This window comes from Pantoea sp. C1E2, assembly GCF_056491465.1.
This window is the reverse complement of the sequence record NZ_JBSZHT010000002.1, coordinates 2,048,189-2,061,939: the sequence shown is the minus strand read 5'-3', so window position 1 is coordinate 2,061,939 and position 13,751 is coordinate 2,048,189. Positions and strand designations below refer to the sequence as shown.

Annotated in this window: 14 protein-coding genes; 5 read left to right on the top strand and 9 right to left on the bottom strand. The window is 50.6% G+C overall.

Annotated elements, in window-relative coordinates:
• Nucleotides 1–31: 31 nt before the first annotated feature.
• The 4 genes from flhC to otsB form a co-directional block, all read right to left on the bottom strand.
• On the bottom strand, nt 32–610 hold the full coding sequence (gene flhC, locus ACXI0A_RS10080) for a flagellar transcriptional regulator FlhC (RefSeq protein WP_200571527.1): 579 nt from the start codon (nt 608–610) through the stop codon (nt 32–34).
• On the bottom strand, nt 610–960 hold the full coding sequence (gene flhD / locus ACXI0A_RS10075; RefSeq protein ID WP_064740987.1) for a flagellar transcriptional regulator FlhD: 351 nt from the start codon (nt 958–960) through the stop codon (nt 610–612). The genes flhC and flhD overlap by 1 nt, the downstream gene beginning before the upstream one ends.
• Before the next feature lie 961 nt (nt 961–1,921).
• Entirely contained in the window at nt 1,922–3,361 is a 1,440-nt protein-coding gene (otsA, locus tag ACXI0A_RS10070; RefSeq protein ID WP_476149082.1) for an alpha,alpha-trehalose-phosphate synthase, read from the bottom strand.
• The gene (gene otsB / locus ACXI0A_RS10065) at nt 3,358–4,146 is read right to left on the bottom strand and encodes a trehalose-phosphatase (RefSeq protein WP_476149084.1); all 789 of its coding nucleotides are present in this window, start codon (nt 4,144–4,146) and stop codon (nt 3,358–3,360) included. The genes otsA and otsB overlap by 4 nt, the downstream gene beginning before the upstream one ends.
• 539 nt (nt 4,147–4,685) lie before the next feature.
• On the opposite strand from otsB, the gene ACXI0A_RS10060 reads away from it, so the two are divergent.
• From ACXI0A_RS10060 to ACXI0A_RS10050, 3 genes are all read left to right on the top strand, one after another.
• Entirely contained in the window at nt 4,686–4,979 is a 294-nt protein-coding gene (locus ACXI0A_RS10060; protein WP_234465340.1) for a hypothetical protein, read from the top strand.
• 97 nt (nt 4,980–5,076) lie between these two features.
• Nucleotides 5,077–5,589, top strand: coding sequence for a GNAT family N-acetyltransferase (locus ACXI0A_RS10055; protein ID WP_200571514.1), 513 nt, complete (start codon nt 5,077–5,079; stop codon nt 5,587–5,589).
• A 158-nt stretch (nt 5,590–5,747) separates the two neighbouring features.
• Nucleotides 5,748–6,806, top strand: a complete 1,059-nt coding sequence (locus ACXI0A_RS10050; protein ID WP_476149086.1) for a YeiH family putative sulfate export transporter — start codon at nt 5,748–5,750, stop codon at nt 6,804–6,806.
• Nucleotides 6,807–6,841: 35 nt separating this feature from the next.
• On the opposite strand, the gene ACXI0A_RS10045 is transcribed toward ACXI0A_RS10050, so the two are convergent.
• The 3 genes from ACXI0A_RS10045 to rtcR all read right to left on the bottom strand — a co-directional run bounded on the left by ACXI0A_RS10045 (nt 6,842) and on the right by rtcR (nt 9,556).
• The gene (locus ACXI0A_RS10045; RefSeq protein WP_224929002.1) at nt 6,842–7,150 is read right to left on the bottom strand and encodes a hypothetical protein; all 309 of its coding nucleotides are present in this window, start codon (nt 7,148–7,150) and stop codon (nt 6,842–6,844) included.
• A 311-nt stretch (nt 7,151–7,461) separates the two neighbouring features.
• Entirely contained in the window at nt 7,462–7,722 is a 261-nt protein-coding gene (locus ACXI0A_RS10040; protein ID WP_224929005.1) for a hypothetical protein, read from the bottom strand.
• Between the two features lie 259 nt (nt 7,723–7,981).
• Complete coding sequence (gene rtcR, locus ACXI0A_RS10035; RefSeq protein ID WP_476149088.1) at nt 7,982–9,556, bottom strand: RNA repair transcriptional activator RtcR; 1,575 nt, start codon at nt 9,554–9,556, stop codon at nt 7,982–7,984.
• Nucleotides 9,557–9,748: 192 nt separating this feature from the next.
• Between rtcR and ACXI0A_RS10030 the strand changes: the two genes are divergently transcribed.
• Both ACXI0A_RS10030 and ACXI0A_RS10025 read left to right on the top strand, forming a co-directional pair.
• The gene (locus ACXI0A_RS10030) at nt 9,749–10,567 is read left to right on the top strand and encodes a DNA polymerase beta superfamily protein (protein ID WP_476149089.1); all 819 of its coding nucleotides are present in this window, start codon (nt 9,749–9,751) and stop codon (nt 10,565–10,567) included.
• Entirely contained in the window at nt 10,564–11,634 is a 1,071-nt protein-coding gene (locus ACXI0A_RS10025) for a hypothetical protein (RefSeq protein ID WP_476149090.1), read from the top strand. The genes ACXI0A_RS10030 and ACXI0A_RS10025 overlap by 4 nt, the downstream gene beginning before the upstream one ends.
• On the opposite strand, the gene umuC is transcribed toward ACXI0A_RS10025, so the two are convergent.
• Both umuC and umuD read right to left on the bottom strand, forming a co-directional pair.
• The gene (gene umuC / locus ACXI0A_RS10020; RefSeq protein ID WP_476149092.1) at nt 11,635–12,897 is read right to left on the bottom strand and encodes a translesion error-prone DNA polymerase V subunit UmuC; all 1,263 of its coding nucleotides are present in this window, start codon (nt 12,895–12,897) and stop codon (nt 11,635–11,637) included. It lies immediately after the preceding gene.
• Nucleotides 12,881–13,315 carry a translesion error-prone DNA polymerase V autoproteolytic subunit gene (umuD, locus tag ACXI0A_RS10015; protein ID WP_476149094.1) on the bottom strand — a complete coding sequence of 145 codons (435 nt, stop codon included), beginning with the start codon at nt 13,313–13,315 and terminating at the stop codon, nt 12,881–12,883. Before umuD ends, umuC begins: the two co-directional genes overlap by 17 nt.
• Nucleotides 13,316–13,751 lie beyond the last annotated feature (436 nt).

Genomic DNA, 13,751 nt, shown 5'->3' with positions numbered 1-13,751 from the left:
CTGCTGGATGTTTTCCACGATGCGAACAAACTTAAACGGCGCGTTTAACCTGTTCATCCAGCAGTTGTGGAAAGGTATCGGCAGAATCTGCAGAAAGTTTACGTCTTTTTACGGCACGTGATGGCGGCTGGCACAGGCTGCAAACAAAGCTGCCAACAGGCTGATGAGCATGGTTAATAAAGCTCCCGCCACAGCATTTACAGTCAGACAATTCCAGCATGCCGCTTTCAACGAATCGCACCAGGGTCCATGCACGCGTTAGCGCCAACAGCGGGCCCTCGTCCGATTGCGGACACTGCTCAAGATACAAGCGATAGGCTTTGATCACTGCATCAACACCATTGCTCAACCCGGTTTTCAGCAAGAACTGCCAGGCATTACAGAACATGGATGAGTGAATGTTTTGTTCCCAGGTCATGAACCAATCAGTCGAGAATGGCAGCATGCCTTTCGGTGGTGGTGCGCCACGCAGCTCTTTGTACAGTTTAATCAGGCGACCACGGCTCAGCTGGGTTTCACTTTCCAGCATCTGCAGTCGTGCGCCCAATGTAATCAGCTCCATGGCCAGCTGAATATCGCGCGCTTCCTGAACAATACTTTTTTCGGTCATTACACCGCCCTCTTCTTCGCGGAGACGTCATCTTTTGACGCGCTGCGCAATAAACGGCTGGATAATAAAATACCGGTGTGGATTTGCTGCAAATCATCCACGCGTGATTCTTGAGTCAAACGATTAATGTGGTTGTGATCGGTAAAGCGGAACTGGCAAACCAACTGGTTGGTTTCCGCTAATTTTACCATCTCAGGTAAGGTTAATTGCGACAATGCATCGGCCATCGATTCATCGATGCCTAAACGAAACATTGCTGAAGCTTTTTCCTGGTTAATTAAACGCTGAGCAAGAAGCAAATATGACAGATTGATGTCATATATATGTTTTAGTAATTCTGATGTACCCATTTTTTTCCATCCTGATAGACGCGACACATATACGGCCACAGAATTTAAATTTCTATGGTTCGGGTTGCTGGTTGGTAAATCTAAAGATGGCAAAAAATTATCAGGCACAAGCCAACGTGTACTGAACTGGTTCATTCCCCACCGGGACATTGGTCAGTAGTAGTCAAAACTCCAGGCCATTCTTTTATCGAGTTGTAACCATCTTCCGTGACGTCTGCTTACAGTTTTTTAAGACTAATCCGAAAACAAGGCAAATCTATATCGTCTGATATCGACATACAACGTGAGTGGAGCGAAATTTTAGATAAAGTGTGATCTACGTCACACTTTTAAGGCAAATTTTTTCCTGGAACCTTCAGGATTGCTTTTCTGTTGTGCGTTTTTTGAGCGAATTTGAATTGTTTCGCTAATATTTCACTCCAAAATCCGCCTCTTTAGCCTCTGCGGGCGATTGTCATGACAACGCGATCTTTTATCTGCTGAGTTGGTTTTAAACGGCGATATATGACCACACCACATTCAATAGGCAGCATAATATACTGATTTAAGCGAAAACTATTTGCTTCTAAATTAATCACTTACAGGGAATATTGCTGAAAGGCACTACCACCATGATGATAGATAAGCGTGAAGACTGGACGCAGCGCGCCTGGGAACTGTTAGGGCTTTGTAGGGAGTGTTTAGTGAACGGCAGTGGATGTAACAGAGCGTTACATTAGGGATATGAATGAATTGAAGATTTTACGTATTGATTTGAGATAACTATCGGCCTGACCAACCAAACCTTTAGGGCTGACATGAAAAAAAAGCTTTTTCCGGGTTCAATTGCACGCTTTTTAACCAAAATGTGCGGTTTTAGCTGCCACGTCAGGCAGTTACCCCATAAGGAAATGAAAACGATTTCGCAGGTTTAGGATGGACAGTGAAAATGGTGCGCAGAATTGCGCACCGGAGAGAAGATTTAGGCGAGTTTAGGAAAGGTGGCGACTTTGTTGGCCATACCATGATCGGCGCTACGAGCTGGCAATCCATTCAAATCACGCAGGAAGCTCTCACGCCACTGGGTGATATCCTGCTTGCGCAACACCGCCATCATGTCGTTATAGCGCGAGATACGCTCTGTGCGTGGCATAGTGAGCGCTCTGTCGAGTGCAGCCGCCACTTCATCACGATCGTAAGGATTCACAATCAGTGCCGATGTCAGCTCGTTCGCCGCCCCGGCAAAGCGTGACAACACCAGCACGCCCGGATCGTCCGGGTCCTGCGCGGCCACATACTCTTTCGCCACCAGGTTCATACCGTCACGCAGTGGCGTGACCAGACCCACATCGGTTAAGCGGAAGATTTTCATTAACAGGCGGCGATCAAAGTGCTGGTTCAGATAATAGAGCGGTGTCCAGCCGAGCGTGCCGTACTTACCGTTAATGCGCCCCGCTTCCGTCTCTAATTGATGACGAATATCCTGATAGGCCTGCACATCGCCACGCGACGTCGGCGCAATTTGTGAATAACGGATTTTGCCGCGATGGTGCGGGAAATTCTCCAGCAGTGCCTCATAAGCCAGAAAACGTTCCGGCAAGCCTTTGGAATAATCCAGTCGCTCGCTGGCAATGATATTTTGCACATCGCCCAGCTCACGTTTCATCGCCGCCATCTTCGGTGGCAAATGTCCCTCGGCCATCTCTTTAATGCTGTCCGGCTCGATGCCAATCGGATACACATCGGTCATAAAGGTATTGCCAAAGGCGCGATGTTTCTTCTCACCTTTATTCTGCAACTGCGTCAGCTGGCTCAGGCTATCGAGGAAGGCCACGCGATCGGATTCGGTCTGGAAACCCAGCAGGTCATAATCGCACAGCATCTCCAGCAGCGTCTGATGCGGTGGCAGCGCATTGAAGATCTCCGGCGTCGGGAACGGGATATGCAGGAAGAAGCCGATACGATTGTTAACGCCCAGTTTGCGCAACTCAGCAGCAAACGGCAGCAGATGGTAATCATGGATCCACAACACATCGTCAGGTTGCAGCAGCGGCTTCAGGCGCTGGGCCAGCAAGGTGTTGACACGGCAATAGCCATCCCAGGCTTCGCGCTGATACTGCACTAAATCCAGACGATAGTGGAAGGCCGGCCAGATAACGGTATTAGAGAACTGGCAGTAGTACTGATCGTAATCGTTCTGATTGAGCGGCATTGAGGCATACGTAATGCCATCCTGTTCAACTTGCGAAAGTGGCTCATCCTCTTCCTCGCCAGAGAATTCACAGATTTCTCCGTTCCAGCCAAACCACAAGCCTCCGGTGGTGCGTAACGCGTCCAAAATGCCCACCGCAAGACCACCCGCGCTGGCTTTGCCTCCATCCGGAATAGCGATACGGTTAGATACCACGACTAAACGACTCATAACCTTGACTCCTTACCGACGATGTCATGTTCTAGTTGTAATAATAGTTGCGACAGCCAGTGCCATACCGCCTCAACGCTGTCGAGACGGTAGCGCGCATGGCTGGCGCCTTCTCCGACCTTGACTGAAATGCCCTGCATGGCGTTAACGGCGAGAAATCCTTTTTCATCGGTCAGATCGTCGCCCACGAAGACCGGAATCCGGCCTATAAAGGGGGCTTCTTGCATAAATTCACGTACCGCAGCACCTTTATCGATGCCCTGCGGTTTGAGTTCCACCACGCACTTACCCGGCTGTAGCGCCAGCGCAGGAAAGCGCGTCACGGCGTCTTCCGCCAGTTGCATGATGGATTTTTCATACTCGGGCGCGTTGCGAAAGTGCAGCGCGAACGCCATCCCTTTTACCTCCAGCAGGGTGCCTGGCCACTGGTCGAGCGTCTGCTGCAGTTCGGTTTGAAGCGTTTGCGCAATATCGCCAGGCAACGAGTGCCGATGCACGCGCCCGCTGGCATCACGACGTTCCGCACCATGCACGCCAGCAGCGGGCGCTTCCAGTGGCGCAACCAGCGCATCCAGTTGCGCAATCGGACGGCCCGATACCAGCGCCAGAGCGCCATGACTCAGATTGGAGATTTGTTGCAGATGCTGGCGCACCGATGCGGGGATGGAAACCGACTCGGGGTGCGACTCAATAGTCGCTAGCGTGCCGTCGACATCAAAAAAGAAGGCATAAAGACCGCCGCTGAGTGACGGCAAGGTGCTGTTCTGATTAACCGCAGGGGTCACGTCTCCTCCTGTTCATTAGGCTGTAACAGGATGTTCGAAGTCAGGCTGGGTGTTTTAGTCCGATGTCTGGACTGAGGCGAGGAGGTTGGGCCAAAAACGGGGGACTACAATAGGTAACGCTCCACAAACTCACAACTTTATTGCCAACACAGCAACCTGACTGCGAACATCGTCAGCGTTAAGTCTAGACGGAGATCACAGTTTTGCCAGGTACAGCGGGTTTTTGTGTGAGAAAAGTGTCGGTTTCAGGTGTTTGTGACTTCAAAAAATCGCACCCTTTCCTTTTATTACGCTTCGCTTTTTAACGAGGCTGAATTTTGCCTGACCGCCTTTCCCTGATGACACCGCATTTACCAGATTTTCCTCACTTGCATCCGCGCCGCCGATTGGCTTATGGTGCGGTTACCGTGCAATTTAAGGCGGAAAAAAGGCCGATAAAGGCCCATATCTGCGCCAAATGGCGCTTTAAGGCAGGCATTCAGGACGATGAAAATCCGATCAAGTTCACACTTTAGCGATGTCATGGTGGGTAATAGCCGATGATCCCCCAGAGCTACAGTCAGCGCGTTCACTTCTATTACTGCATTTTGGTCGCACTGAAGATCAATGCAAAAACGCGCAAGCCCGCTGGCGTACGCGGCAAGAATAATTTTCTGCTGAAATGGCTGCGCAACGCGCAGAACAACACCATTTTTCACCCCGATATCACCAGCGAAATTGAGTGGCTGCGTGGCAAAATTATCAGCTCCGGGCCGGATGCCGATTTAGAGCCGATGCTGCAATACGTTTATGACACCGCCAAGCGCGCCGAAACCCTGCGTTTAGGATCGTGAATACCCCACCTCCCTGTTAAAGTAACCTGCTGAAAAATCAGTGATGGAACGTTCGGCTGCACGAACATCAACAGGGATGGATAACAGGACATCAGATATGAATTTCACCATACGCAAGGCTCAGGCCGAGGACGCGGAACTGCTTCACCAACTGGGACGCATGACCTACAGCGCGCATTTTAAACATATGTGGGTTTCCACCGACGAGATGGATGCGTTTATCGATAAAGAATACGGTTTGACGGTGCTGCAGAGCAGCCTCGCAGCAGAAAATGAGAGCTGGTTGATCGCTGAGACCGACCACCCAGTGGGTTTTGCTAAGGTCACCTGGAATACGCCAGTGCCTGATTCCGGTATGACCGGCGCCATGCTGAATAAGCTCTACCTGAATCCCGATCAAACCGGGAAAAACTTCGGCAAAATCATGTTTCAAAGCATCATCAATGAAGCCCGTGAGAAGCAGGAAGGTTACATGTGGCTGGAAGTGATGGCCGAGAACGTGCGTGCGCGTAAGTTCTGGGAAGCCTTTGGCATGCAGCACATCAAAGATATCCCGTTTGTCACCGCCTCACAGCAGAGCACACTGCAAATTCTGGGTATGGTGATTTAACCCGATAAGGCGCCGCGAACACCGATTTCGCCGCGCCCTCACCTTCTTTATTTGCACATTATCCCGTCTTTACCACTTATTCAGATTTGTTCTAACGATATAATCAGTTTTTCTTTTAAGCCGTCCCTCCGCATCATTACGGCAACACAGGAGGCGTTATGGCTGATATCTCTCTACATAAACCATCACACGGCATTGCGCATTTCGCGCCCGGTTTACTGCTCACGGCAGTGATTGCGCTGGCAACCGCATGGCTCGCAAATTTACCCTCAGTCGCTCAGCTTGGGCTGGGCGCCCTGACGCTGGCGATCATCGGCGGGATCATTCTCGGGAATACGCTCTACCCGACGGTACACGGCCAGTGTGATGCGGGCGTGCAGTTCGCCAAACAGAAACTGCTGCGTCTTGGCATCATCCTTTATGGCTTCCGCCTCACCTTCCAGCAGGTGCTGGATGTCGGCGTCAGCGGTGTAGTGATCGATGTGCTGATGCTGACCAGCACCTTTACCCTCGCCTGCTGGCTGGGACGCAAGATCCTGAAGCTGGATCGTGAAACCGCGTGGTTGATTGGTGCAGGCAGCAGTATTTGCGGTGCCGCCGCTGTGCTGGCGACTGAACCGGTAATTAAAGCGGAATCGTCCAAAGTGGCGGTGGCGGTCGCTACCGTGGTGATCTTCGGTACGCTGGCGATTTTCCTTTATCCGCTGATTTGGCATAGCGTTTCGCCTTGGCTGCCAGGCCTTAGCCTGAGCGAATTTGGTATTTACACCGGTTCAACCATGCATGAAGTGGCACAGGTGGTGGCGGCCGGACATGCTATCAGCCCGGAAACAGAGAATGCGGCGGTGATTGCCAAAATGCTGCGCGTAATGATGCTGGCTCCGTTCCTGGTGGTGATTGGCGTGATGGTGCGTCGCGGTTCACCCGCCACCGGAGGAGAGAAACAGCGCATTACTTTCCCGTGGTTTGCACTGGCATTTATTCTGGTGGCGCTGTTTAACTCAGCGCATTTAATTCCCGCCCCTGCCATTGCGGTGATTAATCAGCTGGATAACGTGTTACTCGCCATGGCGATGGCAGCACTGGGACTCACCACACATATGAGTCAATTGAAAAGAGCCGGCTTTCGCCCGCTGCTGTTAGGTCTGATGTTGTTTATCTGGCTGATTGTCGGTGGTGGAGCCATTAATCTCGCGGTTCATCATTGGCTTGGATAAATTTTTGCCGCCCACCCGGGCGGCAAAAATCCTTATTACTTGAAGTGTTTTCTTGAGTAGATAGCGGTTTGTCTGCGGCTTTTAATACGAAATTTCGCATGGGAGATCACGGTCATCCACTTTGGATCGACCTTGTTGGTCAAATAGATATTCAACTGATCCAACAGCGCCTCCCAATTCTTCGCCTGCCAGGCTTTATCACTACCAAGACTCTCCTTCATTCGCTGAATAAGGCTATCCACCCTGGCCTTTACATCACTCAGCGTTTCTCCGGCCTGATGTGCTGCTGCTAATTTCCGGATTTCGGTGGCGTAATAATTGATATCGATCTCGTTTTCGCGCACGCGAACCTCTGCTTATTATTGGTCCGTAATATTACAGTAACCTAAGTCTGCGAATTAACATAATCGGCAATACCTCTCGCCGCTTCGCTATTCTTACACACCCGTACTATTTTTCAGCAATGACGCGCAATATTCGTGCGATCGGACAATTAAAAACGCCGCCTTCAGGCGGCGTTTCACATAGCTCGGGTCGTAATATAAAATGGGGTTTCATTATTTTTTCGAAATCTTAACGCATTTCTTTCAGTTACCCATCAAACAAACAGACCCACGAGTTTTCAGTCAATTGGCAAACATCCACTGGCTTAGATTCACTCTTTAATCGTGAATTCCAGCTCACTCAGTTTTTGATATTCCTTCGCCAGCTTTTTCAGCTGTACTGAGCGCATTTTATCGGCGCGCGCTAGGGCTTCTTCTTCGGTTAACTGAAACTCTTTTTTCTTAAAGAACTGCTCAAAGTTGTACTCACGATCACGGCGCTGAACAAATACCTCGCCATCGTTTTTGAGTTCGCCTTCTGCGATGTAAATGCCCCGGGTTAATGCATATTTTGTTATATAGGCTTTTGTCATGCTGTCCTCTCATCTTGCTTCGTCAGTTAATTAAAGCAAAATTGCCGCGAGTTTTACAGCGCCTTGAAGAAAAAGCAGTCTATTCCTGGATTGTATTGCCATTGATTTAATTAATGTTTTAATTAAACCGAACGTAAAGGCGAAGCGAAGAAATTTCATCTGGTATGGTGGCAATTAAAAGCGCAGCGTGCCTTTAAGATTCCAGTAATGCAAAGTCATCCCATATGAAATTCCCGCCCAGCGCCTCAAATGATAGCTTTCATTTTTTCTGGATATTTTCCCAACTCAACCCAAAGCGCATAAGGTATTTACGTAAGCGATCGGCATCATTTGGCTGTTTTTTATGCTGCCGCGAGACCGCAAATAAATGTCGGCCCGCTTCAGATAATGTTGTGGTGTGCTGACAGACTTCCAGCACGGTTTCGAGTTGTTTTTGATCAAAGAGATCAATATCACCCACAATCGGCAGTAACGGCGAGGACACTCGCTCACTCTGCCAGTTTGCACGTAGTCGCGCGATCTCCTCATCCACCAGCATCAGCGAAATACGCCCGTCTTCAGCCAGTGTTGCCATTCGCATTACGCTGGCGCCCAGTTCACGAAAGTTACCGTGCCATGCTGCTTCTTGTGAGGTGGCAAAAGACACATAATGCAGGCGTGCCTCTTTATCAAACCGCACCTGATGCTGACGCGTGCGCACAAACCGCTGCAATTCATAGTCGATATTCGGTTCAATATCTTCACGACGCTCTGCCAACCCAGGCAACTGGAAGGTCCACATATTGATGCGTGCGTAGAGATCTTCCCTGAAGCGCCCCTCTTTTACCCATTGGCGCATATCACGATGCGTGCCCGCAATAAGCTGGAAATCACTACTCACTTCACGATCGGCTCCAAACGGGAAAAAGCGTTTCTCTTCGATGGCGCGTAATAGCATCGCCTGTTCATCCAGCCCCAGTTCAGCAACCTCATCAAGAAACAGAATGCCGCCATCCGCTTCACGCAATAACCCGCTGCGTGCCGTCAACGCTCCCGTAAAGGCCCCTTTAACGTGACCAAACAGCGTTGACATGGCGTTATCACCGCGCAGCGTCGCGCAATTGACCGCGACAAACTTCCCCTTCACCTGATGACGCGAGAGACGTAATTGATAGATACGCTCAGCGAGGAAGGATTTACCCGCACCCGTCGGCCCGGTCAGCAACATTGGTGCATCAGAACGCTGCGCCACTCGCTCAATTTGTTCAATCAGCGCGTTAAAAATGGCGCTGCGCGTTTCAATACCTGATTTGAGGAACGACACGGAATTCTGACGTTCGTGCTGAAAACGACTGGTCAGAGTGGTATAGCGACTTAAGTCCAAATCAATAATCGAGTAAACGCCATGAGGGGATTTCTCCTCCTTCGGCCCCGGTCCAGTCTGCAACAGACTGGCAGGCAGAAAACGTGCTTCGGTTAACAGGAACCAGCATATTTGGGCAACGTGTGAGCCCGTGGTGATGTGAACCAGATACTCTTCATTCTCGGTATCGAAGGGATAGTTGCGAGCAAAATCGAGAAAAGCACCATACACCTCTTCAAAATCCCAGGGATCGTCAAGGCTGATTTGATGAGGCACCACCTGAGTCTGGGGAGAAATGTGCGCGATATCTTCAGTCAGTTGTTCCACCATGCCGCGATTTAGCGGCTGGTGCAGTACCTCAAACCGATCCACAGGCAAATCGGCATGCTGGCACAGCGCTACACTGGGCCGCCATTTGCTCCAGCGATTTTGCCTTTTGCCACGTCTATCCAGCTGGGTGCCTAAAACACCTATCACGACCCGTCGCTTCACGCTTTATCCCCTAAGATAAAAACCTATCCTAAAGAATAAAAAACTTCTCATTCAATGGCTATCATTTATGTCACACCATAATAATTAATACCTAAAAATCAGATGGTTAATTGAAAATATGACATTTTGTATTTTTTGGCACGTTATTCGCTATCTCTTTATTGCCTAAAGATTTTTAAAAGGAAAGATGAGATGAAAATAACCACAGGGATTCATGGTGTCGATGCCGTTATGCGTGAGCGTGTCTGTACTGTGTTACAGCAGATAGAAGCTGAACATAACGTCCGTGTTCTCTTTGCCTGCGAATCCGGCAGTCGCGGCTGGGGGTTTGCCTCCCCTGACAGTGATTACGATGTCCGTTTTCTCTATGTCCATCAACCCGAGTGGTATTTGCGGGTGGAGTCGCCACGCGATGTGATCGAAAAACCCATCGATGCCGAGTTGGATGTGTGTGGCTGGGAGTGGCGTAAAGCATTGGGCTTATTAAAACGCGCCAACCCAACGCTGATCGACTGGCTTGATTCGCCCATCGTGTATCGCCAGCACGACGGCGTCATGGCGCAACTGAATGCGTTGAGCGGTCGCTTCTTCTCCGCAGAAAGCGCGCGCTGGCATTACCTGTCCATGGCACAAAAGAACTTTCGCCAATATCTGCAGGACGATGAGGTGCGGCTGAAGAAGTACTTCTACGTGCTGCGACCCTTGCTGGCCGTTCGCTGGATCGAGGCGGGGAAAGGTGCGCCACCCATGCGTTTTGACCAACTGCTACACGGCACAGTGCAGGATGGCCCACTGCTGCGTGATATCGCTGAGTTGCTGTCGGTGAAGCAGCGCGCCGGCGAAGCGGAGTACGGTCCGCGACGGCCGATACTGCACGCTTTTATCAGTGCCGAACTGGCTCGTCCGACAGAGGCACTGCCACTGGCACACAGCACCCGAGACAGCGCACTGCTGGATGCCCTGTTATTCGACACCGTGATGGCCGATTTCGATGTGAAGGAGGAGATATGATGCGCGCACTGATGCATTCATTAGGACTGGCTTCTGCGTTCCCCGTAGTATGGAAAACCCGGCAGCGCGCCCTGTATACCCTTCTGGCACCGAGCTATGACAGCGCGCAGCCGTTGCCCTGGGATAACACCGTGCTGCCAGCACAACCGTTGGGAGAGAACGCTGAATTGCACTGGGCGCCGGGTGCCTGCGAAGGCACGCTGATTTACCACATCGGCATCAGCCCGGCTGAGGAGGATGCCGCCGCCATCCTCGCTGCGTTACAACGGGTACTGGCAAAGCCGGACAAGAAAAATATGCGCGCGCTATATCGGCTGATCAATCAGCAGTCGCCGTTGTACTACATCGATGCATTAATGGAGGCTATTCCGCAGGCGAATTTGAGCGCGGTTCAGCTCTATCCGCTGGTGATCTGGCTGGTGACCTCCAGCCCGGACCAGAACGTGGTGAAGTTTGCTATGGCCATGACCGCGTGGTTCTCACAGCAGCGCACCGTGAAGATATTGCAGGTGCTGGCGCAGCATGACGAACTCACGCTTTATGCGGTGGTCGCGCTGCGAACCATGCTGGATCCAGAGGAGTACACGGAAGTTTGGTTCGCCATGATGCAACGCGTCGATGGCTGGGGCCGCGTGCATCTGATGGAGCGGATGCCCACCACATTAAACGCAGCGCAACGCGGTTGGTTATTGCGCACAGGATTCGCCAACAGCGTAATGATCGAATACACCGCAGTGAACTGCGCTGTGTACGGTGAGTTGCTGGATGCGCTGGCCAGTGAGCACGATGATGCACTCCTGTTAGGCTGTGCGGAGATGCTGCTCGCCATGTTGAGTGATGCGCCAACACCGGACATTTCAACCTATGAAGATGGGCCGATTACGTGCTTACGCTACTTACAACATTTGGTTACCCAGCAACCAGCACATCCACAACATCACCGCACCGCACAGGAAATCGGTGCCTGGGTGGCGAGCGAAACGTTGATGGATGCGCCGCTGGCTCAGCGGCTGACGGCATTATGTGCGCAGGTGCTGGCGTTACCGATTTGGCAGGAGGAGCAATGATTATTTTGCCACCGGCAGATCTGCATATCGTGTGGTGTACGCCGGTGACAACATCTCGCGCTTCATCGCCCAGGATTTTTGGATTCCTTGTCCAGCGAACCATAGCTTCCCTTTCCCTTTTTTATTGATCTGATCTATCACATGCATCAATGCTGAACTGTTGGCCTGCGGCTGGATGTCATCAAACAGATCGAGCTGCGCCACGCCCTGACTGTAAAAGTCACCTAACAAGACACCCGCTTTCATATAGCGACACCCTTCCCGCCAGATGCGATCCAGCGCCTCGGTGGCAACGCGGATAATGTCACGAGTGTCATTCGTAGGTATCTGTAATCCACCAATCGCCTGATTACCGTAAAAGATTTCACCCTCCGCATGCGGACTGGTGCGAATAAACACGCCGATCTGTCGGCAATACTGTCGCTCACCACGCAACTTTTCGGCGGCGCGCACGGCATAGTTGCACACTGCCTCACGCATATCGGCATATTCCGTGATGCGTCCCGCAAACGAACGTGAGCAGACAATCTGCTGCTTCACTGGCGCAAACTCTTCCAGTTCGAGACAAGGTTCACCGCGCAGCTCGCGCACGGTGCGCTCCAGCACCACATTGAAGTGCTTACGGATCACCCAGGTGCTTTGCTCCGACAAATCCAATGCGGTGGTGATGCCCATCGCATTCAGCTTCTTGCTGATGCGACGCCCTACGCCCCACACATCTGCCACATCGACTAAAGCCATTAACTTCTTTTGCCGCTCAAGATTGGAGATATCCAGCACGCCGCCGGTTTTGCTCCATTTTTTGGCGGCATGGTTGGCCAGCTTGGCCAGAGTCTTAGTCGGGGCTATACCGACTCCAACTGTCAGGCCCGTTTCTCTAAGCAAGCGCTTACGAATGTCACGGCCGAACACCTCGAGATCGATACAACTCCTGACGCCTGATAAGTCGAGAAAAGCTTCATCAATCGAATAAATTTCCATCCTCGGAGCCATCTCTTCGAGAATATTCATCACCCTATGACTCATGTCACCATACAGCGCGTAATTGGAACTGAATACCTGCACCTTCTGGCGTTTCAGTTCATTCTGTAGCTTGAAATAGGGCTCAGCCATACCGATACCCAATGCCTTCGCTTCCGCTGATCGTGAAATTATGCATCCGTCGTTATTGGAAACAACAACCACAGGCTTACCTTGCAGGTCCGGTCGAAAAACAGTTTCGCAGGAAGTGTAAAAACTGTTTACATCAACAAGCGCGAACATATCTGTGGTCTTTCAGGGTAAACGTCACTACACCAAAAATTTCCAGTTCCTCTTCTGCCTCGAAAACGATAGGAGAATAGTTTGTATTACGTGGCATGAGCTGAAGGCGTGGGGAAGTTTGAAGTTCTTTCACCGTGAATTCTCCCGCGACGGCAGCAATGACGATATCGCCATGAACTGCAGATAATGACCGGTCAACAACCAGTAAGTCTCCGTGACTGATACCTGCTCCTAACATTGAATCACCACTGACTTTGATAAAGTAGGTTGCGCTGGGATGTCTGATGACAAGTTTATTCAGATCGAGACTGTCCTCAATATAATCCTGAGCGGGGCTGGGAAAGCCGCAAGGCACACGTTCCATAAAGAGCGGAAGCGGGCTCGTTGTATCGGACTGATAGGGGATAATCAATTGCATAACAGGCACCTTGATACTGTGTTTATATACAGTATCCATGATTATTCTGATCGATCAAGATCTCTGGGGAAGGATTTCTGAAAGCCGTTGAAGCTCCTCTGAATTTAAGTTGCAACCAGACCCTGAACCCTGAAGATCGAACACTCAATAATCACATAACGTTACTTATTCTGCTTTCCTACTGTTGTCATTCTGTTGAGGTTCGCCAAATGTCGGTCCATCACATTGATATCGTCAGTTACAGCAATCTGTTATCTACTGTCAAAGGGATATCCTTTATGCTGTCAGCTACCAAAACGGACTTCAGATGCAAATCTGACAGGCAGAAAGCCCTAAGCTGTTAAATGCCAGATAAGCTTAGAACTGCTAACTACCTGCACAATAGTAGTTTCAGCTATATTTGTTATTGCTCACAGTTTATACTGTACGGATTGAT

Bases quoted from the DNA above. Each gene is read 5' to 3' on its own strand.
- umuC (WP_476149092.1), bottom strand. From the start codon at position 12,897: ATGTTCGCGCTTGTTGATGTAAACAGTTTTTACACTTCCTGCGAAACT.
- umuD (WP_476149094.1), bottom strand. From the start codon at position 13,315: ATGCAATTGATTATCCCCTATCAGTCCGATACAACGAGCCCGCTTCCG.
- ACXI0A_RS10050 (WP_476149086.1), top strand. From the start codon at position 5,748: ATGGCTGATATCTCTCTACATAAACCATCACACGGCATTGCGCATTTC.
- ACXI0A_RS10060 (WP_234465340.1), top strand. From the start codon at position 4,686: ATGATCCCCCAGAGCTACAGTCAGCGCGTTCACTTCTATTACTGCATT.
- otsA (WP_476149082.1), bottom strand. From the start codon at position 3,361: ATGAGTCGTTTAGTCGTGGTATCTAACCGTATCGCTATTCCGGATGGA.
- ACXI0A_RS10030 (WP_476149089.1), top strand. From the start codon at position 9,749: ATGAAAATAACCACAGGGATTCATGGTGTCGATGCCGTTATGCGTGAG.
- ACXI0A_RS10040 (WP_224929005.1), bottom strand. From the start codon at position 7,722: ATGACAAAAGCCTATATAACAAAATATGCATTAACCCGGGGCATTTAC.
- flhD (WP_064740987.1), bottom strand. From the start codon at position 960: ATGGGTACATCAGAATTACTAAAACATATATATGACATCAATCTGTCA.
- ACXI0A_RS10025 (WP_476149090.1), top strand. From the start codon at position 10,564: ATGATGCGCGCACTGATGCATTCATTAGGACTGGCTTCTGCGTTCCCC.
- ACXI0A_RS10055 (WP_200571514.1), top strand. From the start codon at position 5,077: ATGAATTTCACCATACGCAAGGCTCAGGCCGAGGACGCGGAACTGCTT.
- flhC (WP_200571527.1), bottom strand. From the start codon at position 610: ATGACCGAAAAAAGTATTGTTCAGGAAGCGCGCGATATTCAGCTGGCC.